Origin of the sequence: Bacillus sp. FSL W7-1085 (assembly GCF_038595035.1) — a bacterium.
Taxonomy (GTDB): domain Bacteria; phylum Bacillota; class Bacilli; order Bacillales; family Bacillaceae; genus Bacillus; species Bacillus altitudinis.
On record NZ_CP152000.1, the window covers coordinates 3,519,157 to 3,545,863 of the forward strand.

Consider the following 26,707-nt stretch of genomic DNA (forward strand, 5'->3'; position numbering starts at 1 on the left):
AAAAAAGCAGATCAATGATCTGCTTCTTTTTGCAAATGCCACGTCTTCAATTTAAGCTTCGTTTCATTTCTACCACTGATGGAGATTGATTTATTTCCCGGGGAAGGAAAGTAACGTGCAGTAAATACTTCCCGGCCTCCGTTGACAAAAATCTCAATCGATGATGCATCAATAAAGATATGCAAATCCTGTAATTCATCAATTTCTACTTCACGAACTTCCTTTGTTCGATCTTCAAATCGATCTCGCTCTAACGTTAGTTTGCCTTCATCTTTATCATAAATGATACGAGCAGCAGCACGGATACAGCATTCAAATCCTTTTTGTGTTTCAATTTGATCAATGAATACCTCTGCGCTCGTCAAATCTTCAACAGGAATGGAGTGAACAGATCGTTTAACGTGAAAAACATGCTCCTGCTCATTTGTCCGCATAGATCGAAGTTCACTTACCGGCTGTTGAATAAGACGCCCTTCATCATCTAAACGAAGCTCTCTCGGAATCGTCAAACAATGGATCCATTGATAAGAGACAGTTGGGTGATGCTCTTCCCCTTGATCTGGTACACCCATCCATCCCATTAAAATGCGTCTGCCCGATTCATCTTGGAAAGTCTGCTGTGCATAAAAGTCAAAGCCACGATCCAGCTCCTCAAACGCTCCATGCGTATATTGGTAGGTACGATCATCCAATGTACCAACAAAATAACCAGATTGATGTGTATTGTTGTATTTGAATCCATCAGGCTTCAGCCCCTGTGGTGACACGATCAATACATCCTGACCGTCTAATTCAAACAGATCTGGACATTCCCACATGTATCCGAAATGATCTAATCCATTCTTTCCACTGCCTGCAATAATGCCTTGAAACGTCCAATTGTCTAATGTATCAGATGTAAATAAGACAAGATGTCCTTTGAGATCTTCACTTTGTGCTCCAAGGACCATGTACCACTTTCCATTCCGCTTCCACACCTTCGGGTCACGAAAATGTGCAGTGAATCCCGCTGGCAAAGTCGCCACGACACCTTTTTTCTCAAAATGAACCCCATCCTCTGACACAGCTAAACATTGATATGTCTCACGGTTCCCTTGCTCGTCACGGACATTTCCGGTATACATCACGTACATACGACCATCGTCAATGACTGCACTGCCAGAATAACAGCCATTTTGATCAAACCAATCACTTGGCGTGAGGGCAGCCTCTTCATGCTGCCAATTCACTAGATCGGTTGATGTGTAGTGACCCCAAAATTTTGCCCCATGACCTGTTTTAAATGGCTGCCACTGATAAAACACATGGTAGACTCCCTTCCACTGAATCAATCCATTCGGGTCATTTAAAAGACCGACTGGCGGAATTAAATGGAAGTTCTGACGGTACACATCTTTTTTCACCAAATGCTCATAGTTTCGAATACGATCTGTTACCTTTTGACGAAGTGCTGCGTCCGTTGTTGTCATCACTGTGACCACTCCTTGATTATTTTTCGACTTCTTTGATTTTAAAGATGATGGTAAGAATAAATGAAACAGCAACAGCTATTAACATACCAATAACATAATTTACCACATTTTGTAAACCAAATGGAGCTGCAATTGCAATCATCGGAATCCCTGTTAAACCATAAGCGTTGGCGGCTACCTTCGTGAAGACGACAAACGCCCCGCCTAATGCACCTCCGATCATTGCAGCAATAAATGGCTTACGATAACGAAGATTCACACCGAATATGACCGGCTCAGTAATACCTAAGAAAGCAGAAAATGCTGCTGGTAATGCAATTTCTTTCGTTTTTGCACGCTTTGCTAAGAAAAAGACCGCTAGCCCTGCTCCGCCTTGAGCGACGTTAGACATGGCCCAGATCGGCAGCAAATAATTCCGTCCAATATCATTTAGAAGTCCTGCCTCAATCGCATGGAAGCTGTGATGAACACCTGTCAGTACAATTAAAGAATAAGCGCCTCCAAAAATAAGTCCAGCTAAGAATCCTGCATGGTCATAAACATAAGTGAGTGCATTTGAGATTCCTGTACCAAGCATTCTCCCTAGAGGTCCTACAGCAATAAACGTCACAAATCCAGTCACAATCACCGTCACAAACGGCGTCACAAGTAAATCAATACTGTTCGGCACAACTTTTCTTAAATTCTTTTCAATCACGCACATGATATACACAGTTAATAACACGGGAATGACCGTTCCTTGGTAACCAAGAAGCGCAATATCAAAGTTGAATAGATGCATATATTCTGGTTTTGCGTCTGTCAGTCCCCATGGATTCAGCAAGCTCGGGTGAATCATAATGCCCCCAATGACAGCTCCTAAATATGGATTTCCACCAAACTCTTTGGCTGCACTAACCCCAATTAAAATCGGTAAAATGATAAAGGCTGCACTTGAGAACATATCTAGCATTTGGAAGATGGCAGAGCTTGGATCAGCCCATTTGAAGGCTTTCATCATACCTAATAGGCCCATTAATAAACCGCTTGCTACAATCGCTGGAATGATTGGTACAAAAATATTCGATAGCGTCTTGGCAAAACGTGCAAGTGGATTCATTTTTTGCTTCACGGCTTCATCATGGCTGGCAGGTTTTTGATTCTCGTCGTCTGCCTCAAGACCTGTCTCACGAGCAAAAGGCTCATATACTTTGTTGACAGAACCTGTTCCAAATATGATCTGGAATTGACCCGAGCTTGAGAAGGCACCCTTCACACCCTCAAGTTCTTCAATGGCATCTTTGTCAATCAACGCCTCATCTTTCATCACCAATCGGAGTCGTGTGGCACAATGTGTTGCGCTAATGACATTTTCTTTGCCGCCTAATAATGTTGTTAATTCTTTGGCTGTTTTTTGATAATCCATGTTGTCTCCCCCTTTTTTTAAAACAAAAAAGACCTAAAATTCACTAACGATTAAAGGACATACACGTCCCCTCGTTACGCAAATTTTAGGTCTTGCCTGCCTGACAGTCACAATCCCACGATATTGGTTTTTGATTACGCTTTCATCATAGTATAAGAGCGTGACCTGCGTCAACCTATTTTTTCGAATCAAATGACCCATATACACTAATTAGAGTAGTGTGCATAAAAAAAAGCCTGCGGACAGGCACAACCTTTACACCAATTCGGCATCCTGCAGACGCTGGACATGCAGCGTGATGTAGCCGATCTCCGATTTAGGGAGATGAAGTTCATATTCTTTTTTCAGCAAATCAGCCAGTCCAAGTGCACACCGGTAAGCCGAATCATACTTTGTTTGGATAAAAGTCAGCATGTCATCGTCCATGATTTGAAATGCTTCATTCGATTCCAACCTGCCTAATGCATACCTCAAATGTGTCACAAGCCGCTGATATGAAATACTATCCTCATCAATCGAGCGCTCAAAAACGCTTTGGATATGCTCGATCATTTCTTTGATCATCGTTGTGTATTTGACCGTCTTCTTCATGGACTCCGTATTCATTTTGGCCGTATGAATATGAAGCGCCACATACCCTGCCTCATCGTCCGGCAGGTCAACCCCAAGCCGCTCCTTTACATAACGAATGGCATACTTTCCAATATCATATTCCTGCTTATATAAGACTTTGATCTCACCAAGCAATTTATTATATAGCACAATGCCTTTTTGAACGCGTTCAATGGCAAAGGATAAATGATCTGTCAGTGAAATGTGAATATGATCACTGAGCGGCATCATGAGTTCACCCTCTGCATAACTAATAATATGCTCTGCCACCTCAATATGCGCTTCTGGCAATGTCGCAAGAATTTGTTTAAACTTCTCATTTTCTTCACGCACAACAAAAATCTTCTCTATTTTTTGAACGGGAACGACGTCATTTTTCCCCTTCTGAAAAGCAATTCCGGGCCCCATCACAATTTTCTCCTGATCACCCTCCTTTACAACCACTGCATTGTTATTCAATATTTTATATATCTTCAAGGGGTATCCTCTCCCACAGATAACGTGTCTTATGTGGGATTTTACCCTGTTTCAACTTTTCTGTAAAGATAAGAACGGACCGGCACGCGCCTCTCTCGTTGTCTTTTCATAAAGCATCATCAGACTTTCTTGAAACGGCTTTTCTGTCCTGCGCTTCTTCTTCTTTTCATCTGCCAGTTTCTCTAGCTTTCTCTCATTCACCGCAAGAAAGAATCCTCCATCCACTGCTGCCACTTTCACCCCCTGCTTCTTCAGCAGCTCACCAGGATTCACAAGCACATTCATCACAAAACCAAACCATACACTCAACCAGTTCTTCCATTTCTTCACTGAACATCCCTCCGCTTTCCTTAGAATCTAGCAGTTCTAGCAAATTAACTGTTCCTATCATATCCCGAGAAAAAAGAGAGGTTTGTCACAATCTGGGTGAAAAAACGAACTAGTTTTCAGAAGTTTTGTTGAAAAGTGCAGAAGATGATCATGTTCCACAATGTTTCTATGAAAATTTTATACACACACTATCCCAAAGATAAGCACATCTTATCAACAGGGTTTATCCACATATCAACACCCTCTTACTAGATTTTGTGTATGAGATTTTTTTATTTTCCATATATATATCTGAATAATTGAGTTATCAACAGATTATTGTGCATAAGTGTGACTTTATAAACAAAATAGTTCTTTATGACTATGTAAAATAAGACCATTTCAGTAAAGGAATTGGTTTCATCGTATGGAATACTTAATAACGGGCAGTGAATCTTTCCTATTTATCCATAAAAAGAAAGGCTATCTCCCTAAATACACAGCTAGAAAGGGGAAAATTAATTGAAAAAAGTAATCTCTCGTTCTTCTGTTCTATTGTTCTCCACTATTTTTACCTTATCCACATTCTTTTCAGGTCAGGCTGCTGCCGCTCCATCGAACAAACAGGTGGAACTGGAAAAAGCAGAAATCTTCGGCGAAATCAATGTTAAGTCTAGAAAACACACCACTGTCATTGTTGAATTAAAGGAAAAATCCTTAGTTGAAGCCAAGCAAGAAGGCGAAGCACAAACAAAAGCCTCCCTCAAAAAATCTCGAACTAAAGTAAAGAATGCAGCACTCAAAAAGTTAGATAAAGCGAGTGTTCGTCAAGAATATGAAAAAGTCTTCTCTGGTTTCTCTATGAAACTTCCTGCAAACGAAATCCCGAAACTGCTCGCAGTTGACGGAGTAAAAGCCGTTTATCCGGATGTTACATATCAAACAGATGAAGTGAAAAAGAAAAGCGTCCAGCTTCCTCATGAGGATGTCTCTCCACTCATGGATAAAAGTGCTCCATTTATCGGTGCCCCAAAAGCTTGGGATGCCGGCTACTCTGGAAAAGGAGTAAAAGTCGCTGTCATTGATACTGGAGTAGATTATACCCACCCTGATTTAAAAGGAAACTTCGGATTATACAAAGGCTATGACTTTGTTGATAATGACTATTCTCCACAAGAAACACCAAAAGGAGATCCTAGAGGCGAATCGACAGATCATGGTACACATGTCGCAGGAACAATTGCGGCAAATGGACAAATTAAAGGTGTCGCAAAAGATGCTACCCTTCTCGCCTACCGTGTCCTTGGACCAGGCGGATCAGGAACAACTGAAAATGTCCTTGCAGGCATCGACCGGGCTGTCACTGACGGAGCCGATGTCATGAACCTTTCTCTTGGAAACAGTGTGAATAACCCTGATTATGCAACAAGCATCGCACTGGATTGGGCCATGTCTGAAGGAGTTGTCGCTGTGACATCAAATGGAAACAGCGGGCCAAACAGCTGGACCGTTGGATCTCCTGGGACATCAAGAGATGCTATTTCTGTCGGAGCCACTCAGCTTCCGTACAGTTTATACAACGTGAAATTCCCGAACTATTCAACAGCAAAAGTGATGGGCTACTATCAAGAAAATGATTTAAAAGCACTTGACCAAAAACAAGTCACACTCGTCCAAGCAGGCATCGGTGACGAAAAAGCTTTTGAAAACATCGATGTCAAAGGAAAGGTGGCAGTGATTGAACGTGGAGCCATTGCCTTTGTTGATAAAGTGGACAATGCGAAAGCTGCTGGTGCGATCGGCGTTGTCATGTACAACAATACCGATGGAGAAATCCCTGTGGATGTACCAGGTCTAGCCCTTCCGACGATTAAGCTGTCAAAAGCGGAAGGAACAGCACTTGTTAAAGCCATTGAGGCTGGTAACAATACAACGACTTTCTCGATTCAATTTGTGAAAGAGTTAAGTGAACAAGTCGCTGACTTCTCATCTCGCGGACCTGTTGTCGATACGTGGATGATCAAACCAGATCTTTCAGCACCTGGCGTGAGTATTGTCAGCACCATTCCGACACACGATCCTTCTCAGCCATACGGCTATGGATCGAAGCAAGGAACAAGCATGGCATCTCCTCATGTAGCCGGAGTAGCAGCGATTATTAAACAAGCAAAACCATCCTATTCTACAGAACAAATTAAAGCGTTAATGATGAATACAGCAGAAACATTGTATGACCCAAATGGTAACCCGTTCCCTCACAATACGCAGGGCACAGGCAGCGTTCGAATCATCGAATCACTTCAAGCGTCTTCTATTGTGTCTGATGCAAGCTATTCGTACGGCACTTTCTTAAAAGAAAAGGGCGTTCAAATCAAAACGAAGAAGTTCAAAGTAGAAAACCTGTCAAAAGCACCGAAAACCTATACCATTGATTATAAGTTCGATGGCAACGGCATTAGCACAAACGGCACGAAAAAAATCACAGTGAAAGGGAATTCCACAGGGTCCTTTACTTCCGCAGTACAAGTGAATTATGGAAAAACGAAAAAAGGAACGTACCAAGGCAGTATCACCATTCGCGAAAATGGCAGAAAGGTCACTGAAATCCCTACTTTATTGATTGTAAAAGAGCCTGATTACCCGCGCGTCACTTCGGTTTCCGTAGAGCCGGATAACCGTGCTGGAAGCTATGTTATTAGCAGCTATCTCCCAGGCGGTGCTGAAAATCTTGCATTCCTCGTCTACTCGACAGATGGAGAGTATTTAGGTGAAGCAGGAGTTTATCAACATGTTGATAAAGGAGAGCATCGTGTGAAATGGAATGGCACGATCAATAAAGGACAAAAGTTAGAAGCAGGTGAGTATACAATGCTTGCGTATGCGAGCCTGAAAGGTAAATCAGATACGGTTCAAACGAAAGAACCATTCGATATTTATCCTGAATAAACAAGAATCACATAAAAAGCCTTGTATGAGCCCATCAGCTCAACAAGGCTTTTCTATCATGTATGGAGGAAAGAGAAATTCATGTTGATATGGCTATGGATCGTTTCTTTTATGACGGCTTTTTTTCTCACGATCACCTTGGTTTATTTTTTTACCTTTTTACATGCAAAACAGCCTCGTCCTTTTCATCAAGCATGTGAACTGACTGTCTATACCACCTGTATTTATCCTCTTAGCTTGGCGGTGACAGCTGCCTTTATTCTCACCATGATGCTCCTCTATCCCTTTTATTGGCTGCGCAAATGGTAAAATGACATACGTTATGCATCAAAAGCTTCTTTTAATAAACGATACGATGTGAGACGGTCTTGTATGTGATGTGTGATGGTCACAGCGATCACTTCATCTGTACGATACGCCTTTGCGAGTGCTGTCAGCTGTTGCTTCACAGAGGACGGCGTGCCAACAACCATCCTCTGCCGATTGGCTGCTACTCGTTTTTGTTCATATGGACTGTAGGAATAGGCCTTTGCCTGTTCAAATGAAGGAAAGCCGCCAAGGTTCTGTCCTTGTTCGCTAGCTAATAATGATAAATCTAAGCTAACAGCCAATTTTTCTGCCTGTTCCTCTGTTTCTGCACATAAAACGAAGACCGCAAGACTGACACGCGGCTCATCACCAAATCCCGAAGGTTCAAATCGGCTGATATACTGCGACACAGAGTCTTCTCCGCCTTCTCCATTAATGAAAAGAGCAAACGTATAGCCTGCACCAGCTTTTGCGGCAAGCCGTGCACTTCCTCCAGAAGAACCTAACATCCATACCTCTGGGGCAGTTTCTACCTTCGGAGAAGCAGTCAGGTGAGGCAGCGGATAAAATTCATCGGCTAAATCATGTAAATACACCCTTAATTCTTCTACCTGCTCAGGGTATTGATCACCAAGTCGCTTCCGTTCTCCATGATGAAGGGCAATGGAGGAGATCGGCATACCTCCAGGAGCACGTCCAATGCCAAGATCAATTCTGCCCGGAGCCAAGGCTTCGAGCACTCTGAAGTTCTCTGCTACTTTATAGGCACTGTAGTGGGGCAGCATGACGCCGCCTGAACCAATACGGATATGTGACGTCACAGCTGATAAATGACCGAGAAGCACCTCTGGACTCGATCCTGCGAGCCGGTTTGAAAAGTGATGCTCTGATACCCAAAAACGATGATAGCCCCATTTCTCTGCCTGCTTCGCCAGCTCGACGGTTTGCTTCAGTGCCTCAGCAGGCGTCGCATCTCCAATCAAAGGAGATTGATCCAGTATACTTAATTTCATGATGTCGCACCTCTTACACAAATCCCCCTCTCTCACTCGAAAGGGGGATTTCCTGATTTATTTTCGATTAAAGCCCTTCTCTTTCACAAAATCTCCGAGGAAAGCACGTTTTGGCTGGCTAAAGCCTCGAAGCATTTGCTCAGACCATGTATCTTTTCTCTCACCGTTTGTTCGTTCTTCATAATATGATGAAATACGATCATCGTATTCTTTTAAATAACGATCCACATGAGCTTCGTCTTGCTGATATGTGTTTTCATGATAGATCAGCTCAACGGGCAGCCGTTCCTTTTGAGATGATGGATTGGCAGGATGTCCTACAGCCAATCCGAATAGCGGCAGCACATAGGAAGGTGTTTCAAGTAGTTCGGATACTTCCTTCAGCTGATTACGCAGTCCGCCGATATAGCAGATGCCAAGTCCCATAGATTCTGCGGCGACACTGACATTTTGCGCAGCGAGCGCCGCATCAATCACACTGATAAGAAAGGCTTCTGTATTTTCAAGCGCCTCTTGATGGTTCTTTCCTGCTTTTTTTGCGATATAGTCGTGGCGTTTCAAGTCTGCACAGAAAACAAAAAAATGCCCATTCTTCTCAACGTATGGCTGATTTCCAGCCAGTTCAGCAAGCTTCGCCTTCTTCTCCTGATCTGTTACACCAATGATACTATACGCCTGTACATAGCTTGATGTCGAAGCAGCCTGTGCACTTTTGATAAGTGTCAGCACTTCTTCCTCTGTCAGACGCTCATCTGTAAACGAACGGATGGACCGATGATTTAAAATGGTTTCTATCGTTTTATTCAATTCGAAGACCTCCTTCACTCCTACTATCATAAGTCAAATGAATATTACTTTTCAAAAGTTAGAACTCACGCCAAAAAGGCAGCCTACGCTTAGACTGCCCTTTACCCGTTTTATTTAAATAAATAACTTTGATATTTCGTTAATTGAACACTTGCATTATAGGCGATACCAAATCCAATAAGAACAGATAAAACAGAACTTCCCCCGAAGCTGATGAATAAGAGCGGTATCCCCGTTACAGGCATGACGCCTATGTTCATACCAATGTTCTGGAATGTATGGATGACAATCAATGCTGTATATCCTACACAGAAAAATGACGCAAACCGGCTATAAGGATGGATACGGTCGATCAGTACAACAAGCCGATAAATCAGGAAGAAGAACATGATGACCACAAATGCGCAGCCGACAAAACCAAAAGCTTCCCCTATGATAGAGAAAATCATATCTGTCTGAGCTTCTGGAACATACACTTTTAAGTTCTTAACACCGTTCCCGAAAATTTGTCCTGCCCCAATTGCCATAATGGCTTGCTCGACTTGATATTTATCCGATCCAGATGCATCCTGTGTCTGGGCTTGGTTAGCTGTCGAAGAACTATCAGGCAGCCAAGCGGTAATCCGGTTGATCTGATACTGCTGAATCCCGATCTTTTGTGCGAAATCAGGGAATAGAATAATCACGGCTAACACAGCGGCAACTAAAAGCACAACCACTGAACCGATGAGAGAGATCAATTTCCAGTTGACCCCTGATAAAAAGACCATGACAACGACAATAAACATACATACCGCAGCCGTACCTGCATCTTGCAAAAAGATGAGTCCGACTGGTACAGCAGCCACGCCGGCAATTTTTAATAGTAGGAAAATATCATCTTCTAATGTTCGTTTTCCTCTTGGGGTTGCCTTCCCAATGACAGAGGCGAGCATCATAATCAAACCAATTTTCATGAACTCTGAAGGCTGAAATGTTCCAATTCCCGGTAACACGAACCAACTTTTTGCACCATTTTTAATTGGAGCAAAATCATGACCTGCAATTTGTGCAGGGGCAATTTTCAAAAGAATTAAGAGCATAATGCCGCCTATAAAAATATATAGACTTAACTTTTCTAATTGTTCCAGATCGAAGTAATTAATAGCCACAATACAGATGACCCCGACCATGTAGTAAATGATCTGTCTGGTCCATGCATTAGATCCATATTGCCCAAACTGTCCCGCAGCATAAATAGCGATGACACTGATGGCAAAGAAGGCTAAAAATATAAAAATCAAATCTCCTTGATAGTAAGGAGATGTATTCTGCTTGTTCATGAACTAACCACCCTTATTACAAAACATAAAAGCCCTTATTTATATTAGATTGAAATTTTCACAAAAGCAACTCACCTTAAATATGACGGAAGTGACACCTGAAAGGTTCCATTCTAATTTCAAAAAATGAAATACTTTTCATCCTAATAATAGGAAAAAATCCCTTTCTACTCTATCATGACAACCGATCATAAGTCCTTTAAAAAGATTATTTTACAGATTTTAAGGGGAAAATTCAATGACTTATGTGGCGATATGAAAGGTTAACATCTTGCCAGCATAAGCTTAACTGAGGTATAAGAAAAAAACAATTTCTGCGGAATAAGGCCCATTTTCCAATTATTGAGTTTACTTCAAAGTCAATTGTGGTATAATATTTGTAACAAAATGTTCACAATATCTCCTAAAAACAGACACAATTGCATCCTGACCTCTCATTTGAATTGAACATCAACTTACAAAGGAGTTGGATACGATGGATATGTTCTTTGCGTACCTATGTATTGCAACAGCTACACCCCTGTTTTTATGGTTGGAAAACAGAAAGATTGCATTAGCATCTATTCCACCCATCATGATTATGTGGATTTTCTTCGGTCTTTACATGACAAGCAGTTTATCTCCAGCAGGACATACCTTCATGATCGCATTCTTTGCCATTAACGTGATTCTGGCTCACATTGCAGCATTCCTCATCTATGGACTTCCATTCATTCGCAAAAGATTCAGCAGCAGATAGATATTGCATCATCAATTGGAAGCGTTATCACAATCAGCATAAAAACCACTCACCTATGAAAGATGAGTGGTTTTTTATTATTTCTCTGAATGCTCAGACTGCTTTGGCGCAGATGGTGAATAACCGTCTTTGCTGTTCTCTCCGTGGCTGTAGTGAGCCGCGAAGATCCAAACAGACCCGATGACGAAAATGATCGCACAGAACAGACCAAACAAAGTATTTCCGACTTGAACAGTCCCGTTCTCACTCTCTGTCATGTGCATAAACATGAACAGCTGCAAGAATGCTTGAATGAAGGCAAAACCAAAGATAATCCATAGTTTTGCGGAACTGCCAATTTCAGCTCCGATAGCAATCCAGAATGCTAAGATGGTTAGCACAATGGAGAGAATGAAGCCGACTACGTGTTTCCAAGGGAAGTGTTCGTGCTCTGCTGAGGAATGTGTTTTTCCAGCCATATCACAAAAGCCCCCCTAATCCGATCAAGTACACAGCTGTGAAGATGAAAATCCATACAACATCAAGGAAATGCCAGTATAGACTTGAGATAAAGATCTTCGCTGCTGTTTGTGGTGTTAATCCACGTTTTTTAATTTGGAACAAGACGCCCGTAATCCAGAAGATACCAATGGATACGTGTAATCCGTGAGTTCCTAAAAGAACAAAGAATGCAGACCAGTATGCACTTGTATGGATGCTCGCACCCTCATGTACATAATGGAAGAATTCGAAAATCTCAAAACCAACGAAGCCTGCACCTAGAAGCAGTGTCAGAATCGTCCAAATGACAACCCCTTTTGTACTTCCACGGCGCATTTCATGAACGGCAATCCCGCATGTAAATGAACTCACCAATAGCAGGAATGTCATGATCAATACAAGCTTCATATCAAATAGCTCAGCTGGCAAAACGCCGCCAGCTGTTCTGCCATGAAGAACAAAGTAGGTCGCAAAAAGTGTTGAGAATAACACGATTTCCGCGCCAAGGAATATCCAGAAACCAAGGATGTTTAAACGTCCTGTTTCAGACTGATATTCAAGCGGTGCATTTGCATAGCTGCTATCATTATGTCCCATTACTTCTGCGCCTCCTTATTCTTTTTCTCTGTTTCAATCACTTCTTCAACAGGAATATAGTAGCCATCGTCATATTCAAATGAACGTAAAATCATTGTTGCGAATACACCGATTAAGCCGATAACGCCAATCCAGTACCATTCAAATACAAGACCGAATGCACCAAGTCCGAAGAATGCAGACATGATTAGCGGTCTGCCTGAATTGTGCGGCATGTGAATTTTCTTGAATTCTTTTTCAGGATGAACGTCAACATTGTTTTGCTTCCAATGATGGAATGCATCTGGTGTCGTCACTTCTGGAAGTGCTGCAAAGTTATAATGCGGCGGAATTGCAGAAGATGTCGCCCAGTCAAGTGTACGTCCTTCTCCCCAGCTGTCTCCAGACACTTCACGTTTCGCGTGTCTCCAGCTGTAGTAAATGTTATAGCAAAGGATGATGAATCCGATACCCATCATGAATGCACCAATTGTTGAAATAAAGTTTAGTGCAGTCCAGCCATCTTCTGGTCCATACGTATAAATACGTCTTGGCATTCCTTGCAGTCCTAAGAAGTACTGCGGGAAGAAACAGATGTTAAATCCGATCATGAATACCCAGAAGAACCATTTGCCGATTCGCTCGTTTAACTTGTAACCAAACATTTTCGGATACCAGAAAACAAGACCAGCAAAACATGCAAAGACAGTACCTGCGATTAATACATAGTGGAAGTGGGATACAAGGAAGTACGTATTATGGTACTGGTAATCCGCAGCTGCCATCGCAAGCATAACCCCAGTCACACCACCGATTACGAAGTTCGGGATGAAACCAAGTGCCCAAAGCATTGGGGATGTAAAACTGATACGGCCTCGATACATTGTAAAGAGCCAGTTAAAGATTTTCACACCTGTTGGTACAGAAATCGCCATTGTTGTGATCGAGAAGAATGAGTTAACCGCTGCACTGTTCCCCATTGTAAAGAAGTGGTGAACCCACACAAGGAAACTAAGAACAGAGATTGCCACAATCGATACAACCATCGCTTTGTAACCAAACAACTGCTTTCTTGAGAACGTCGCAAAGATTTCTGAGAAAATACCGAAAGCTGGCAGGATAACGATATATACCTCAGGATGTCCCCAAATCCAGAAAAGGTTCGCCCAAAGCATTGGCATACCGCCCGCTTCGAGTGTAAAGAATGCTGAACCGAATAAACGATCGAATGTCATAAGTGCTAAAGCAACTGTTAAAACAGGGAATGCGAAAACGATAATGACAGACGTGATCAATGTTGTCCATGTAAACATCGGCATACGCATAAGCGTCATACCTTTTGTACGCATTTTTAAGATGGTCACCATGAAGTTAATACCTGTCATTAGTGTACCAATACCTGCAATTTGGAGCCCGAGCAAGTAGTAGTTCTGTCCAGGTCCTGGTGAGAAATCATTTCCGGCGAGCGGCATGTAACTCGTCCAGCCTGCACTTGGTGATCCTCCAATAACGAAGGAAATGTTGAACAGCATTGCTCCGACCATAAATGTCCAGAAGCTCAGGTTGTTCAAATACGGGAATGCAACGTCACGTGCACCAATTTGAAGAGGAACCACGACGTTGATTAAACCAATTAAGAATGGCATCGCCATGAATAAAATCATGATCGTACCATGCGTTGTGAAAATTTCATTATAGTGGTTTGAATCTAAAAACGTATTATTAGGAAGCGCCAGCTGCGCGCGCATCATCAGTCCGTCTACCCCACCGCGGAAGAACATAATCACAGCAGCAAGGATATACATGATTCCAAGCTTTTTATGATCAACTGATGTCAGCCATTCTTTCCAGAGCCATTTCCACTTTTTGAAGTAGGTTAAAACAAACACAATAGCAATGGAAGTAAGAGCGATAGAAATTTGCGCACCAAGAATTAATGGGTCTCCAGTTACAAAAAACTCATCCCATTTTAAATGCATAACGGCCTCCTCCTTTCCTTAGTCAGTTTATTCGTTTTCTAGTTTTCTTTTATAGTTCTTCACATTCTCGAAAGGATCTGTCTTGGAATGCGGAGAAACTGATTGGTAACCTAAACGTTTGCGTGCTTGGAGTGCATATTCAGAATCCTCTCCGTGCTTCGCAAAAGATAAATGTGTTGATGAGAATGTCTGCACATCTGCAGCATCAGGAAGCATCAAGTAGTCATACGTTTTCTTCGTTAACTTTGGTGCTTCTTTTTTCGTTTTATTTACCCATTTATCATAGTCAGACTGCGTCATCGCATTGACTTTGAATTTTTGCTGAGCAAAGCCTTCGCCTGTGAAGTTGGCGTTTCTTCCTTCATATGTGCCTACTTCATCAGCTTGAAGATATTGTTCCATTTCCATTCCAGCCATCGCATACTTCTCCCCGCCTAGCTGAGGAATCCATAGTGATGCCATTGTATCAGCGGAAGTGATTTTGAATAAAACCGGCTGATCTTTTGGAATGTTTAAGTAGTTCACTGTTTCAATATTTTCCTCTGGATAGCTGAAGATCCATTTCCAATCAACTGCTGTAGCATAAACGACAAGTGGATCTTTATGACTTGTTGCTTGAGGCGCCTCTTCCAAAGAGTAAATGGTTTTTACAGTTGGAACTGAAAGGGCAGCAACGATTAATATTGGGATCACTGTCCAGACAACTTCTAGAAGCGTATTCCCGTGTAGTTCTGGGTTATAAGAGGCGTTTCCAACGTCCTTACGCTCACGGTATTTAACCAAAATGATGGTAAACAGTACAAATACCGCACCAACGATAAAGAGCATGAATCCAATAGATAATAGGATTAAGTCTTTTTGTTGTGCTGCGACTGGTCCTTTAGGATCTAAAACAGCGATATTGCTGCAACCTCCTAATACAAAAACACTCACGAGCATCGCTAATAAAAGCATAGGTTTAATGGCTCTGAACAAGAAGATCACCATCCTTCCTTAAATAATGTATAAATTGCTGAATAATTGTGAAAAGCCATCTGCCTTCGAAAACTTTTCTTCCCTTTGTAATGCTATCAAAATCTGTTGGAGTTAGCTCCCCTTTTTTCAAAAGTTCATTTATTTTTCAACAGATTTCTATTGAAATGTCATAAATTCGCCATAAATTTATATTATTGCACACACAATAAATTTCTAGGATTTTGAAAAGTTGAGAGTTGAAGGCAAAGGACATACAATCAAGAACTTTGTCAAATTTAGGTTTACCACAATAAAAAAGTTTGGTCAAATTTCAATTTAACTTTATGAAATTTTATCTAGGTAAACAATTCTGAAATAGGTATCCCCATATTTAACAAAAACCTTACTCATTTTAACGCAAGTCGACAAGAAAAGAAAGTATCGATCCTCCGCCTATGCGCTGTAATGATTGGTAATGGTGATAAATGAGTGGAAACTCACTAAAGACTTCCAGCAAAAAACCGGCTCATCGCCGGCTTCTCATTATTCGTCTCTCACCAAAATGTCTGGTCGCCTATAGATGCTTCCTTCATGTTCTATGTCTATATACGTCCACTTGCCTGTATAGGTTAAAAAGCGATTTCTTTCTTTCTCGACGACCATCGTATCTTCTGATTTCAATCCTGGTAAGGAAGGATTCCAAGTGAATACTTGATGAAGCTGGATCTCTTCCACCGATGTAGGAACTGCAATGATCTCTCTAGACACAAATCCAGTCTTGCCACCTTGGTGAAGCTTTTTCCAGCTATCAGGAAATCCTTCTTTTTCATATTGAGCAATGCCGGCCTTCAATACATCTCCAATGGTGTTCCCTGGACGAGTAGCCGCATTCATGACCGTGTCAATTCGCGCAAGCCTTTCCTTGTTTTCTTCAAGCTCCTTTGGTAGCTGTCCAAAGTAAACGGATCTTGTGACATTTGCCACGAGTCCATGCCGTTCAGCACAAAGGACAACCAGTGCATGCTTTTGAAGTGCTTTTTCTGTTGGGATCGGGTGGCGATATTGATGAATCCGGTCATCTGTCGCCACAAGCAGCACTTCTATCGTCATTCCCTGCCCGATCGCTCTTTGAGCAACAAGCGAAGCAATTTCATGCTCCGTCTGTCCTGGAACGATTTCTTGACAGACACTTTCTACAATAACAGCTGTGTCATGACAAAGGGTTTCATATTGGCTGAGCTGTGGCGCTGAAAGGATCGATCGAACACGAGACAAATCAGGTTCGATCCATTCCACTCCTTCCATTTGAATGTCCGCACCGATTCGTTTGTCTTTTATGAGTGTTTGAATGTAAGGAGTCTCATCCTCAAACCAATCCATTGTGACGACTTGAAAGGGATGGTCAAAATACGCCATTTCTTCTTCAATGATTCGTTTTTCTTCCATTTGATTCACAACTAGGACAATATCGTCTTTCAACACAAGTAGCTGACAAACGCCCTCTGGCGTATTTAACACAATGTGGTTTCTTCTTCCTCCTGTAAGCCAAGAAAAGTTATTCCGCTTTTGAATCAGAACACCGTCGAGTTGTTTTTCTTCCATTAAAGTTCTTACCTGTTCAATCATCAACTCATCACCTGCCTGTATGGAGTGTTTGAATGAAACGTTTAAATGCTGTTTTCCCTTGCTCTGTTCTTTTAAACACACCCGCCTGCGCGAGTATACGAGAAAAAATGAGGCCGATTTCTTTTTGTAAAATGGCTTCTACGTTGTCCTTCGTAAAGGTATTCTCTTCGATCAGACGCTCTGCCCATGACTCGTGCTTCATGATAGACGGGCAGGCTTTGATTTCTTCAAGAGGGTGTTTGGATAGCAGCGCCGCTTTTAGCTGGCTTAATTCCTCTGCTAATCTTCCAGGAAGGACGGCGAGACCCATGACCTCAATTAATCCGATATTCTCTTTTTTAATATGATGAACTTCTTTGTGCGGGTGGAAGATTCCGTCGGGGTGCTGCTTGTCTGTACGATTATTTCGTAGCACGAGATCTAATTCGTACTCATCCCCATGACGACGTGCAATTGGTGTAATGGTATTGTGCGGGGTATCTCCTGTATGAGAGAACAGCCCCGCTTCTGGATCTGAATACATTTTCCACTCATGTAATATAAAATCCGCTGCCTCCGCAAGCGTCTGCTGGTCGCTGCTTTGAAGCCTGATCACTGACATCGGCCATTTCACAATACCCGCCTTCACCCTCGGAAACTTTTCGAGAGAAAACACTTCTTCCATCTTTGCTTTCGCCATCGGAAATTCATGAGCACCACCTTGAAAGTGGTCATGACTTAATATGCTGCCTCCAACAATGGGAAGATCAGCATTTGATCCTATGAAATAGTGCGGATATGTAGATATGAAGGAAAGCAGACGCTCGAAGGTCTTTTTAGATATCTGCATTGGTTCATGCTCGCCCTTGAACACAATACAATGTTCGTTGTAATACACATACGGCGAGAATTGCATAAACCACGACTCATTTGTAAGTGTCACCGGAATAATCCGGTGATTCTGTCTTGCTGGGTGATTGATGCGTCCCCCAAACCCAACGTTTTCTTTACAAAGGAGACAAAGAGGATATTGCTTTTGACTCAGCTTTTTGGCTTCAGCGATCGCTTTTGGGTCCTTTTCCGGTTTCGATAGATTAATCGTGATCTCAAGCTCACCATCTTCTGTCGGTGTAAACCACTGCACATTTTTGGCGATTCTGCCTGTATGAATATAGTGGGCATGCTGCTGCATTTCATAAAACCAGCTTGTCGCTGCCTTTGGTCCGCAATGCTTGCGTTTCTCTTCAAACTTTGCATAGATGACACTCGGAGGCGCCACCAAGCAGCCCATGATTTTGGCATCTAATAAATCACGATACGTATCTGTCCCGTCAGGAATAAGACCTGTTTCAACTGCCCAATCGAGCATCGGCATTAAGATGTCTTCAAGGTCGCTGTCTCCTGAGACTGTTCTTGGCTCAGCATCATCGAGACCAAGCACCTCTAGCAGCCGGTTCCTTGTATAATCCATATCTAGTGGTGATATTAGCTCTTTATTGATCCCGTATTGAATCAGCTGTTCTAGCTTTTCAAAAATATCAATCGCCATTCCCTTTGTCTCCTCCCTTGCCTGCTACACGTTACTCACTTTGATAGCCATCTGGATGTTTCTGAAACCAATCCCATGCACTTTGAATGATGGTGTGGAGATCTGCATATTGCGGCTTCCATCCTAGTTCTTTCAGCGCTTTTTCTGATGAAGCAATCAGCTTAGCTGGATCACCCGCACGTCTTTCTGCCACCTGTGCTGGAATGGCATGGCCCGTCACTGCTCTTGCGGCTTCTACGACCTGCTTCACAGAGAAGCCTGTGCCGTTCCCTAAGTTGTACGTCGCGCTTCCTTTTCCTTCACGCAGACGCTCAACCGCTAGAATGTGCGCCTCTACTAAATCCATGACATGAATGTAGTCTCTAATACATGTGCCATCCTCTGTTTCATAATCATCACCGTAAATCATGATTTGATCACGTTTTCCTAAGGCCACTTGCAGAATAATCGGGATTAAATGCGTTTCTGGCTGATGATCTTCACCGACAATCCCTTCTGTATGAGCACCGGCTACATTAAAATAGCGAAGCACAACGTATTCGATACCATATGCCTGCTCAGACCACTTCAGCATTTTTTCAATCGCGAGCTTTGTTTCCCCATAAGGATTCGTTGGGTTCGTCTCATCCGTTTCAACGATCGGTACACGCTTTGGTTCACCATATGTCGCAGCAGTTGAAGAGAATACAATGCGTTTCACATCAAATTCATTCATCACCTGAAGTAAAGCCGTTGCCCCTCCGACGTTGTTGTCATAGTACTTCAGCGGGTCTGTTACACTTTCTCCAACAAGTGAATCTGCCGCAAAGTGCATGACCGCTTCAATGTCATGTGTTTGAAAAACACGTCTTAAAAAAGCGTGATCCCTTAAATCTCCCTCTTCTAATACGGCACCCTTTACGACTGCCTCTTTATGACCTGTCTGCAAATTATCCACAATCACCACTTGTTCTCCTTTAGCCAAAAGAGCCGCTACCGCATGACTGCCAATAAAACCTGCTCCCCCACATACTAAAATTGCCATCAAAATTCCTCCTTCGTTAATTCTCTAGCGCCGCCTCCAATTCCAGCTGTGTAAAAAGAGGCTTGAATGCCTGTTTTTTCTTGATAAATCGCACCTGTTTCTTCTATAAATGAGTCCAGCAGCTCTTCTTTCACAATGCTGACGGTACAGCCCCCAAAGCCAGCACCTGTCATACGAGAACCAATCGCCCCTGGATGTTGCCATGCGGCTTCGGCAAGTGCATCTAGCTCAAGCCCAGTGACTTCATAATCATTCTTTAAAGAAAGGTGAGATGCCTTCATGAGTGCACCTAGTTCTTCCATTTTATCATCTTTCAGAAAATTTACTGCTTTCATGGTCCTTTCGTTTTCCGTAATGGCATGTCTTGCACGTCTTCTACACGTTTCATCTTGTATCAAATGTTCATGCTTAGCGAATTCATCGACCGTGAGCTCACATAAATGCGCAATATCTCGTTCTTTTCTAAGATCGTTTAAAGCAGATTGACATTCTGAACGGCGTTCATTGTATTTGGAATCTGCAAGTGTTCGTTTTTTATTTGTATTGGCAATGACAAGTGCCAGACCCTCTTGCCGAAATGGGCTGTATTCAAAGGAAAGCGTGTCACAATTGAGCAAAATAGCGTGACCTTCTTTTCCAAGACTAATTGAAAATTGATCCATAATGCCGCAGTTCACGCCAATAAACTCATTTTCAGCACGCTGCGCAAGAAGGGCTAGGTCGATTTGCGTTACACCGAATGACGACCATTCATTGATCAAGACAGCCGTGACGAGCTCAATAGAGGCAGAAGATGACAGGCCTGCGCCATTTGGGATATTGCCGGCATACACAATATCAAAGCCTTCTTTCACATCCATGCCTGCTTCGATAAACTGTTGGAATACTCCCTTCGGATAGTTCGCCCAGCCGTCCGATTCTGAGAAAGCGATTTCAAAAAGGTCGAACTCTTTCACACCTTCTTCTTCAAAATTCAAGGAATACATTCTGACGCGTCCATCTGACCGTCTTGCTCCCGCAGCATATGTACCAAGGGTGAGTGCACATGGAAAGACATGGCCCCCATTATAATCTGTGTGTTCACCAATCAGATTGACTCTGCCTGGGGCGAAAAAATAGCGGAGTTCTTCCTGATCTCCAAATTGCTGGTGAAATGCTGCTCGTAATGTGTCGATCATATCCATTCCCCTTTTCTCTTCTGATAATCTTATTTTAGTTGCCCCGTCAGCTGAAGTTCAATGGTAAAAAAATCGTTAAAAAATACCCTTTTTTTGCTGTGAATGGTACGATGTGATATGAGGTGTACCATGATTCAAAATAGAAAAAGGTTGTTTTTTGCTGTGAAGGAGGGTTTCCAATTTGAAGAAAGAAGCATTTGCATTTCGTTTTCACCATTCTGATGTGACATTGCCGGCCCAAATCTGGTCTGTTGGCTGGGAAGTTCAATCATCTTCGTTATACAGCTGGAATGGCGTAGAGCGGAAGGATCAGGGCAAGTGCATCTTTCAGCTCACACTGTCTGGACACGGCATGATTGAAATCGGACAGAAACGATTCAAAGTATTGCCTGGACAGGCCTTTCTGGTGAAAAGTCCCAGTGCTTATCAATACTATTTTCCAGAAGACAGTGAACATTGGGAATTTCTCTATTTAACACTTTATGGGGAAGCCTGTGACCTTTGCTTTGATCAATTTATCGATCAAGGAAAGCAGGTCATGCGTTTTCATCCGAATTCCAAACCGATCCGCCTGCTAAAGAAGATTTATGATGAAGCCAGTGAAAGACGGATTACCAATCCATTTGAGGGGTCTAGCCTTGCTTATCAATTTGTCATGGAACTGTATTCATATTTGCCAAAGCTTGAGGGACAAATGGAGAAATGGCCTGAGCCCATCGTCCAAGCGGCCTTATTTGCAAGCCACCATTTTCACGAGGAGATTGGGCCTGACGATATGGCAGCTGCGGCACGTTTATCCAAAAGTCATTTTACGAGGGAATTCAAAAAGGCAACTGGCTTCACACCGATTCATTATTTAACCAATATTCGTTTAGAAAAGGCGGAAACGTTACTGAAAACAACGAAATACTCGATTGAAGAAATCGCCACACAGTGCGGCTACCGAAATGCGAATTACTTGAATAAAGTCTTTCGAAAGAAAATCGGCATGTCTCCAAAGCAACTCCGGGAAACAAGCGATGCATAATAAAAAGCAGCCGCTTTTCAATTGGCTGCTTCTTTTACGCTTTCGTTAGGTCAACACGAATTCTCCCTTGTCTTAAAACAATGGTCATTTGCGTATCAGGGGTCATTAAATTTTCTAAAATGTCCGTTGCTGTTTGAAGCGCAATGTCCATCCGGTTGATCTTTTCCTTTTCTTGTTCAGAAAATGCTTCTGGATGTGCGGTCATTTCTTTGACTAGCCTCAACACTTGTTCATGCTGCTTTTCTGTTTGTTGATATATGGCATCATATAATTCGTCTGGCCTGCTGCTCATTTCACATCACCTATCTTTTTCATGTGTTAAATCGCATCTTCTTTTGTTTTCTTGAAGACGAACCATTTACTGGCGACATAATTGACCACGACAATCACAAAGTTAACAAGAATTTTTGCGACGGTTTCGTTGAGCGCCATTTGGCTCACAAATAAAATCATCAGCCCCAGATCTACACCTAGAGACATGAGACGGACACTAAAAAATGAAGAAAGCTCACGCATCAGGCTTTTTGTGTCACGAGCCTTTTGCTTGAAGACATACTTCTTATTGGTGATATAAGCAAAGAGCACAGCAAATACCCATGAAACAACCGTTGCTGTTTTGTAATCCATAGAAAACATCTCAACGAATAAATAGAAGCTGACTATGTTGACAATGGTTGTACACACACCCATGATCAGATACATGACAACTTCTTGATACTTTTGAAAAAGGCTATACATGTCTTTCTTCATTCCTTCTTGGTGAATTCTGTTTCTTTTAGAATACCATCTTAAGAAGAACTTCCCAAACGAACAATATGTGCGTCCTGTAAAGATGAAATTTGTTCACGCTGATGGCATATGTCAACCTTATTGGTTTATATGAGTCAAATGATTTAGGTCTTTATCATTATTTTAATTTATAATCTTTTAACTGACTTTACAATTGTTTATTATGAGAAGTAAGAATTCAATATTTATGGGTTTTTTAGTCATTTTTTTAGGGACGTGGTAGGTGATAGATTTTACAAAATAGGTTAAATGTCATCATTTTTCGACAAAAATCTATTTTTGTACTCCATTCACATACACGTACAGTTACTAGACGGTTTGTTCAAGTCATTGGTTGCAGATGAATATGTCTTATTGAACTGGAGGATATTATGGATACGCAAGTGAAAAGAAGAGTTGACGAAGAGTGGGTTTATTTGATTCAAGAAGCGAAAAAAATTGGACTAGGCATCGAGGAAATACAAGCTTTTTTAACATCCAACGGTGATCAGAAGATGATAAACAAACCGTAATCAACGCCGTTATCCTTTGTCTTTCAGATTGCTTTGGCTAAAGTTCTAACCTGTCAATTGACCTTTTAAACATCCTTTCATGACGATACGCTACAATAATTGAACACCTCATCATACCAATCCCTTCCACTCAATGGGGTTCTGTCTTTCTATTTTTAGGAGGACAGTCCGTTCCCTGTTCTTTATATGACCCCTTTTTAGCTGTCATTCATGAAAATTGCCCATTTTCGTTATAAAACCAAGCTCCCCACCCATATATTAAGCATAAGACACAAGAAAGAAGAAAGGTGGGTGGCGCGTGAGTTCAGATTCCCTATCTTATTATCATCAAAAGAAGGATCAATATTATCACGGTGTGAACCCTGTGATTGTCCATCGTATTCGCAAGGAATGGACGTCTATCTTGGATATCGGATGCGGCACAGGCCAGCTTGGCAAAGTCCTAAAACAACAAGACCGTACCATATATGGAATTGAATCTTTTGAAGATGCGGCAAAGCAGGCTGAGCAGACGCTGGATCATGTTTTATGCGGCAATATTGAACAGATGGCGCTGCCTTATCAGCATGAACAATTTGACTGCATCATTTTCGGAGATGTTCTTGAACATTTATTGGACCCTTGGGCCGTTTTAAAAAAGGTCAAACCCTTTCTAAAAAGGGAAGGGGCCATCTTGTCTTCCATTCCGAATATTGGTCATATTTCAACGGTTTTAGAATTGCTGGCTGGGAGATTTTCTTATACAGATGCAGGATTAATGGATCAAACACATTTACGCTTCTTTACCCTTCACGAAATTCATGCGCTCTTTCAGTCAGCCGGGTTTCATGTTCGTGAGCTTGAAACCATTCGTGTACAACACCCTTCCTATACGGGCGTCATGAATGATCTACATGAATTACTCGTAAAACATGGCATCCGTTTTGATTTTAACGAGGCAGCGACAGCCTATCAATACGTGGTTGAGGCGGTTCAACTCAATGAGTAGCCCCACCATCTTATTTGTTTTATGTGTAAATGATGAGTCGATGTTTCAAGCTTGCTTCCGGCAGCTTGCTTCACTTCCTGCTCCGCACGGGTATCATGTAGAGGTTTTGCCCATTAGACATGCATCAAGTATGACCTCTGCATACAATGAAGCTCTCACTCATCCTGCACAGTTTAAAATTTATCTTCATCAAGATACACTCATCGTCAAACAGCATATGCTTCTCGAGCTGATTCCACTTTTCTTGCAAAATCCGTCACTTGGCATGCTTGGGGTAATAGGTGCAGAAAGTGTGCCAGACAATGGAATCTGGTGGGAGAGCCATGATTGCAGAGGGAAAGTCATTGAATATCGGCACGACACCTATCAGCTGCTAACGTTTGAATCTGGTCATCCACAGACAGAGCCCCAAGGTTATATCAAAGCTTCTGCTATTGACGGTCTTTTTATGGCAACACAATATGATATCAAGTGGCGTGAGGATCTTTTAGACGGCTTTCATTTTTATGATGTGTCACAATCTTTTGAGTTTGCACAGCAGGGATATGAGGTTGGGATTGCAAGGCAAGTGGAGCCCTGGTGTATTCACAAATGCGGAGATCATTTTGATGCAGAAGCATATGAAAAAGCAAGACAAACATTTCTTGCGCATTATCGGTAGAAAGCACCTTTTCGGGTGCCCAGAATGTAGAGAAACTCATGTTTTTCTACATTCTTTTTTATTTTCCACGTCATGATGTTAGGTGAGCATGAATGAAAAGGCCTCCCACACATGTTTTGAAATGGCCTTTTGGTGCTTTTGAGATCTTGTGCAGCTTTCAAGAAAAGGAAACGGAGCTCATGCTTTCGGATCTGATTTGTAGAACCAATAACCTTTCCGATCCGTTATTGTATATGCTTTTCTCTATTATAAAATGGGGAGATGTAAGTTTTAATGGGGACAATAAAGCTGTCGAGATTTTCTCGACAGCCTGACAGCCCTAAAGGTCTGTTTGATTCATTAAGTAGATAATCTAGAATCACGGGTTCCAAAACGAACATCAGGATTTTCACTAGAACGGGTTCCATTCCTCACAGTAAAATCGTTATCTTGTTGAGATAAAGTTATAAGAGGAAAATCCTCAGTAGTAACGCTACTGCCTGTAGCATTTCTTACAGTCAGATCAGTGGATTCTGGAGAAGTAGCATTTCTTGAATTCACATCAAAATCGACAGATGATAATGAGATCACACCTAGCAATGTTGAAGCACTCAAAAAACCAGTAAGAACCGTTTTAAAATTCATATGAACAGTCGCCCCTTTGGATTTGTTTTCGGGCGTACATCACTTTTTCATACATTTTTACAGATTCATCCATACGCCCATTCTCATTATAGTACCGAGCCGCTTCGAGCGCTAGGTCTTCCATGTATGGATAACCCCTCTCATTCTCTAATTTTTCCAATGAGCTCATGACTTCACTTAAATTTGCTGTTTTTAAAAATAAATTTTCCAATACCATCAGTAACGATAAAAATAGATCATTTTTTCTATTCTTCGCTTCTTCCCAGCCTCTTTTGAAAAATCTTTCACCCTTAATAAATTCCTTTTGACTCAAATGAAATAACGATAATTCATAATAAACCAAAAGCAACTCTGTAGCATTAATAGGCTCTCCTTCTAGAATAACCTGATTAAAATAAGCTAGTGCCCTATTAAAATCACCTAATCCTTTAAAACAACACCCAATATTAAATAATGACTTCACAATCATTGGCTTATTAGACATTGCCTTAGATTTTTCTAAAGCTGACAATAAATGAGGAAGCGCCTTTTCTCTGCATTCAAAATCAATGAAATTACCTGCCATAACAGTTAGACAATTAATTTCTCGAATCATATAAAGGGAATTGCTCTTATGTGCCTTATAAGTATCATAAGAAAGACCAACGTAATACATAGATACGTGTGTCTGTTTCATGTGATAAAACACTTCTGATAATTTGTAATAAAATTCCGCTCTTTCTAACTCATCCCCTACTTGCTCCAGGCGCTTTTCCGCGCGCTTATAGAACACAATAGCTCTAATAAACTCACCTTTTTTAAATTCATACATTCCTTGAAAAAAATTAAAATAGTATTCAAGAATGGCTGACATCTTCTTGCCTTGTCCTTCTACAGCTTTCAAGTAATCCGATTTTTCAAGTGGTTCTTTAGAAGGTTGCACATAGTCTGTCATCAATTGATGACGGAACTCCATCAACTGAAAATAAAGAACCGCCTGTTCATCTTCTTCCATTACATCGATTTCTTTTCTAACCTCTTCTCTGAGCTTCTGAGCCTCTTTAACATTGAATCTTTTTATTTGCTTATACCATTCATTTATCTTGATCGCTACAACTGGAGACGGTATAGACGCCATCTACAATCCCCCCTAGAAAACCAATTTTTAATAAATGTTAGCACAACAACTCCTAATAAAACCCTATTTACCCATTTATATGTAAAATTTTCGGCATAGCGCAAGCACTTTTTAAGCAAGTAGGGCACAAGACATATCGGTTTTTATACGCAATCGCAGTGGTGTTTTTGAAATAGGCGCCATGTATTTAAATAACAAAAAAACAGGCTCTTCAGCCTGTTCTTTATTATGAT

Annotated in this window: 26 protein-coding genes; 7 read left to right on the top strand and 19 right to left on the bottom strand. The window is 41.7% G+C overall.

From position 1 onward, the window contains the following. Positions 1-11 precede the first annotated feature (11 nt). From MKY11_RS18305 to MKY11_RS18320, 4 genes are all read right to left on the bottom strand, one after another. A complete protein-coding gene (locus MKY11_RS18305) occupies positions 12-1,469 on the bottom strand; it encodes a sucrose-6-phosphate hydrolase (protein WP_274660483.1) in 1,458 nt (485 codons plus the stop codon). Positions 1,470-1,488: 19 nt separating this feature from the next. Next, positions 1,489-2,877 carry a sucrose-specific PTS transporter subunit IIBC gene (locus MKY11_RS18310; RefSeq protein ID WP_144679057.1) on the bottom strand — a complete coding sequence of 463 codons (1,389 nt, stop codon included), beginning with the start codon at positions 2,875-2,877 and terminating at the stop codon, positions 1,489-1,491. 255 nt (positions 2,878-3,132) lie between these two features. After that, positions 3,133-3,966 (bottom strand): PRD domain-containing protein, encoded by an 834-nt coding sequence (locus MKY11_RS18315; RefSeq protein WP_342501667.1) that lies wholly within the window; start codon positions 3,964-3,966, stop codon positions 3,133-3,135. A gap of 51 nt (positions 3,967-4,017) precedes the next feature. Beyond that, entirely contained in the window at positions 4,018-4,296 is a 279-nt protein-coding gene (locus tag MKY11_RS18320) for a hypothetical protein (protein WP_024719488.1), read from the bottom strand. A 501-nt stretch (positions 4,297-4,797) separates the two neighbouring features. Between MKY11_RS18320 and MKY11_RS18325 the strand changes: the two genes are divergently transcribed. Together MKY11_RS18325 and MKY11_RS18330 are read left to right on the top strand one after the other, a co-directional pair. Then, the gene (locus MKY11_RS18325; protein WP_024719489.1) at positions 4,798-7,221 is read left to right on the top strand and encodes a S8 family serine peptidase; all 2,424 of its coding nucleotides are present in this window, start codon (positions 4,798-4,800) and stop codon (positions 7,219-7,221) included. An 81-nt stretch (positions 7,222-7,302) separates the two neighbouring features. Beyond that, complete coding sequence (locus tag MKY11_RS18330) at positions 7,303-7,530, top strand: hypothetical protein (protein ID WP_024719490.1); 228 nt, start codon at positions 7,303-7,305, stop codon at positions 7,528-7,530. An 11-nt stretch (positions 7,531-7,541) separates the two neighbouring features. Here MKY11_RS18330 and MKY11_RS18335 read toward each other — a convergent pair whose 3' ends face one another. The 3 genes from MKY11_RS18335 to MKY11_RS18345 form a co-directional block, all read right to left on the bottom strand. Further along, a complete protein-coding gene (locus MKY11_RS18335; protein ID WP_342502118.1) occupies positions 7,542-8,546 on the bottom strand; it encodes an LLM class flavin-dependent oxidoreductase in 1,005 nt (334 codons plus the stop codon). Positions 8,547-8,600: 54 nt separating this feature from the next. Continuing rightward, positions 8,601-9,350 carry an oxygen-insensitive NADPH nitroreductase gene (gene nfsA / locus MKY11_RS18340; RefSeq protein WP_047945824.1) on the bottom strand — a complete coding sequence of 250 codons (750 nt, stop codon included), beginning with the start codon at positions 9,348-9,350 and terminating at the stop codon, positions 8,601-8,603. A 110-nt stretch (positions 9,351-9,460) separates the two neighbouring features. Next, a complete protein-coding gene (locus MKY11_RS18345) occupies positions 9,461-10,672 on the bottom strand; it encodes an FtsW/RodA/SpoVE family cell cycle protein (RefSeq protein ID WP_008345489.1) in 1,212 nt (403 codons plus the stop codon). A gap of 475 nt (positions 10,673-11,147) precedes the next feature. Here MKY11_RS18345 and MKY11_RS18350 point away from each other — a divergent pair, with 475 nt between their 5' ends. After that, entirely contained in the window at positions 11,148-11,411 is a 264-nt protein-coding gene (locus tag MKY11_RS18350; protein WP_008345491.1) for a spore morphogenesis/germination protein YwcE, read from the top strand. A gap of 77 nt (positions 11,412-11,488) precedes the next feature. On the opposite strand, the gene qoxD is transcribed toward MKY11_RS18350, so the two are convergent. From qoxD to MKY11_RS18390, 8 genes are all read right to left on the bottom strand, one after another. Further along, positions 11,489-11,869, bottom strand: a complete 381-nt coding sequence (gene qoxD / locus MKY11_RS18355; RefSeq protein WP_007497818.1) for a cytochrome aa3 quinol oxidase subunit IV — start codon at positions 11,867-11,869, stop codon at positions 11,489-11,491. A gap of 1 nt (position 11,870) precedes the next feature. Further along, complete coding sequence (gene qoxC, locus MKY11_RS18360; RefSeq protein WP_007497820.1) at positions 11,871-12,488, bottom strand: cytochrome aa3 quinol oxidase subunit III; 618 nt, start codon at positions 12,486-12,488, stop codon at positions 11,871-11,873. Further along, the gene (gene qoxB / locus MKY11_RS18365) at positions 12,488-14,446 is read right to left on the bottom strand and encodes a cytochrome aa3 quinol oxidase subunit I (RefSeq protein ID WP_007497822.1); all 1,959 of its coding nucleotides are present in this window, start codon (positions 14,444-14,446) and stop codon (positions 12,488-12,490) included. Before qoxB ends, qoxC begins: the two co-directional genes overlap by 1 nt. Before the next feature lie 27 nt (positions 14,447-14,473). After that, positions 14,474-15,430 (bottom strand): cytochrome aa3 quinol oxidase subunit II, encoded by a 957-nt coding sequence (qoxA, locus tag MKY11_RS18370; RefSeq protein WP_089374137.1) that lies wholly within the window; start codon positions 15,428-15,430, stop codon positions 14,474-14,476. Positions 15,431-15,943: 513 nt separating this feature from the next. After that, positions 15,944-17,026, bottom strand: coding sequence for an aminopeptidase P family protein (locus MKY11_RS18375; RefSeq protein WP_342499261.1), 1,083 nt, complete (start codon positions 17,024-17,026; stop codon positions 15,944-15,946). 7 nt (positions 17,027-17,033) lie between these two features. Next, positions 17,034-18,554, bottom strand: coding sequence for a UDP-glucose--hexose-1-phosphate uridylyltransferase (gene galT, locus MKY11_RS18380; protein WP_135009551.1), 1,521 nt, complete (start codon positions 18,552-18,554; stop codon positions 17,034-17,036). Positions 18,555-18,585: 31 nt separating this feature from the next. After that, positions 18,586-19,578, bottom strand: coding sequence for a UDP-glucose 4-epimerase GalE (gene galE / locus MKY11_RS18385; protein ID WP_135009550.1), 993 nt, complete (start codon positions 19,576-19,578; stop codon positions 18,586-18,588). Next, positions 19,578-20,762 carry a galactokinase gene (locus tag MKY11_RS18390; protein WP_268372595.1) on the bottom strand — a complete coding sequence of 395 codons (1,185 nt, stop codon included), beginning with the start codon at positions 20,760-20,762 and terminating at the stop codon, positions 19,578-19,580. Before MKY11_RS18390 ends, galE begins: the two co-directional genes overlap by 1 nt. A gap of 175 nt (positions 20,763-20,937) precedes the next feature. Between MKY11_RS18390 and MKY11_RS18395 the strand changes: the two genes are divergently transcribed. Next, entirely contained in the window at positions 20,938-21,783 is an 846-nt protein-coding gene (locus tag MKY11_RS18395; protein WP_008345501.1) for an AraC family transcriptional regulator, read from the top strand. A 34-nt stretch (positions 21,784-21,817) separates the two neighbouring features. Here MKY11_RS18395 and MKY11_RS18400 read toward each other — a convergent pair whose 3' ends face one another. Both MKY11_RS18400 and MKY11_RS18405 read right to left on the bottom strand, forming a co-directional pair. Beyond that, positions 21,818-22,075: a hypothetical protein gene (locus MKY11_RS18400; RefSeq protein WP_008345502.1), complete on the bottom strand. Its 258-nt coding sequence runs from the start codon at positions 22,073-22,075 to the stop codon at positions 21,818-21,820. Positions 22,076-22,101: 26 nt separating this feature from the next. After that, the gene (locus tag MKY11_RS18405; RefSeq protein ID WP_024719496.1) at positions 22,102-22,485 is read right to left on the bottom strand and encodes a GtrA family protein; all 384 of its coding nucleotides are present in this window, start codon (positions 22,483-22,485) and stop codon (positions 22,102-22,104) included. Between the two features lie 458 nt (positions 22,486-22,943). On the opposite strand from MKY11_RS18405, the gene MKY11_RS18410 reads away from it, so the two are divergent. The 3 genes from MKY11_RS18410 (at position 22,944) to MKY11_RS18420 (ending at position 24,733) form a co-directional block, all read left to right on the top strand. Continuing rightward, positions 22,944-23,084: an anti-repressor SinI family protein gene (locus MKY11_RS18410; protein WP_008345506.1), complete on the top strand. Its 141-nt coding sequence runs from the start codon at positions 22,944-22,946 to the stop codon at positions 23,082-23,084. 298 nt (positions 23,085-23,382) lie between these two features. After that, positions 23,383-24,072 (top strand): class I SAM-dependent methyltransferase, encoded by a 690-nt coding sequence (locus MKY11_RS18415; RefSeq protein ID WP_135009548.1) that lies wholly within the window; start codon positions 23,383-23,385, stop codon positions 24,070-24,072. Continuing rightward, positions 24,065-24,733: a glycosyltransferase family protein gene (locus tag MKY11_RS18420; RefSeq protein WP_045033819.1), complete on the top strand. Its 669-nt coding sequence runs from the start codon at positions 24,065-24,067 to the stop codon at positions 24,731-24,733. The genes MKY11_RS18415 and MKY11_RS18420 overlap by 8 nt, the downstream gene beginning before the upstream one ends. A 339-nt stretch (positions 24,734-25,072) precedes the next feature. Here MKY11_RS18420 and MKY11_RS18425 read toward each other — a convergent pair whose 3' ends face one another. Together MKY11_RS18425 and MKY11_RS18430 are read right to left on the bottom strand one after the other, a co-directional pair. Further along, positions 25,073-25,357, bottom strand: coding sequence for a hypothetical protein (locus MKY11_RS18425; RefSeq protein ID WP_041091528.1), 285 nt, complete (start codon positions 25,355-25,357; stop codon positions 25,073-25,075). Beyond that, positions 25,347-26,474 (bottom strand): aspartate phosphatase, encoded by a 1,128-nt coding sequence (locus tag MKY11_RS18430; RefSeq protein ID WP_268381981.1) that lies wholly within the window; start codon positions 26,472-26,474, stop codon positions 25,347-25,349. The genes MKY11_RS18425 and MKY11_RS18430 overlap by 11 nt, the downstream gene beginning before the upstream one ends. Between the last annotated feature and the right edge of the window lie 233 nt (positions 26,475-26,707).

What these genes read in the sequence shown, in the direction of transcription:
- qoxC (WP_007497820.1), bottom strand. Translation starts at nt 12,488, where the DNA reads ATGGGACATAATGATAGCAGCTATGCAAATGCACCGCTTGAATATCAG.
- MKY11_RS18305 (WP_274660483.1), bottom strand. Translation starts at nt 1,469, where the DNA reads ATGACAACAACGGACGCAGCACTTCGTCAAAAGGTAACAGATCGTATT.
- galT (WP_135009551.1), bottom strand. Translation starts at nt 18,554, where the DNA reads ATGGCGATTGATATTTTTGAAAAGCTAGAACAGCTGATTCAATACGGG.
- MKY11_RS18310 (WP_144679057.1), bottom strand. Translation starts at nt 2,877, where the DNA reads ATGGATTATCAAAAAACAGCCAAAGAATTAACAACATTATTAGGCGGC.
- galE (WP_135009550.1), bottom strand. Translation starts at nt 19,578, where the DNA reads ATGGCAATTTTAGTATGTGGGGGAGCAGGTTTTATTGGCAGTCATGCG.
- MKY11_RS18410 (WP_008345506.1), top strand. Translation starts at nt 22,944, where the DNA reads ATGGATACGCAAGTGAAAAGAAGAGTTGACGAAGAGTGGGTTTATTTG.
- MKY11_RS18400 (WP_008345502.1), bottom strand. Translation starts at nt 22,075, where the DNA reads ATGAGCAGCAGGCCAGACGAATTATATGATGCCATATATCAACAAACA.
- MKY11_RS18350 (WP_008345491.1), top strand. Translation starts at nt 11,148, where the DNA reads ATGGATATGTTCTTTGCGTACCTATGTATTGCAACAGCTACACCCCTG.
- MKY11_RS18430 (WP_268381981.1), bottom strand. Translation starts at nt 26,474, where the DNA reads ATGGCGTCTATACCGTCTCCAGTTGTAGCGATCAAGATAAATGAATGG.
- MKY11_RS18425 (WP_041091528.1), bottom strand. Translation starts at nt 25,357, where the DNA reads ATGAATTTTAAAACGGTTCTTACTGGTTTTTTGAGTGCTTCAACATTG.
- qoxD (WP_007497818.1), bottom strand. Translation starts at nt 11,869, where the DNA reads ATGGCTGGAAAAACACATTCCTCAGCAGAGCACGAACACTTCCCTTGG.
- MKY11_RS18420 (WP_045033819.1), top strand. Translation starts at nt 24,065, where the DNA reads ATGAGTAGCCCCACCATCTTATTTGTTTTATGTGTAAATGATGAGTCG.
- MKY11_RS18390 (WP_268372595.1), bottom strand. Translation starts at nt 20,762, where the DNA reads ATGGATATGATCGACACATTACGAGCAGCATTTCACCAGCAATTTGGA.
- MKY11_RS18405 (WP_024719496.1), bottom strand. Translation starts at nt 22,485, where the DNA reads ATGTATCTGATCATGGGTGTGTGTACAACCATTGTCAACATAGTCAGC.
- MKY11_RS18345 (WP_008345489.1), bottom strand. Translation starts at nt 10,672, where the DNA reads ATGAACAAGCAGAATACATCTCCTTACTATCAAGGAGATTTGATTTTT.
- MKY11_RS18375 (WP_342499261.1), bottom strand. Translation starts at nt 17,026, where the DNA reads ATGATTGAACAGGTAAGAACTTTAATGGAAGAAAAACAACTCGACGGT.
- MKY11_RS18330 (WP_024719490.1), top strand. Translation starts at nt 7,303, where the DNA reads ATGTTGATATGGCTATGGATCGTTTCTTTTATGACGGCTTTTTTTCTC.
- qoxB (WP_007497822.1), bottom strand. Translation starts at nt 14,446, where the DNA reads ATGCATTTAAAATGGGATGAGTTTTTTGTAACTGGAGACCCATTAATT.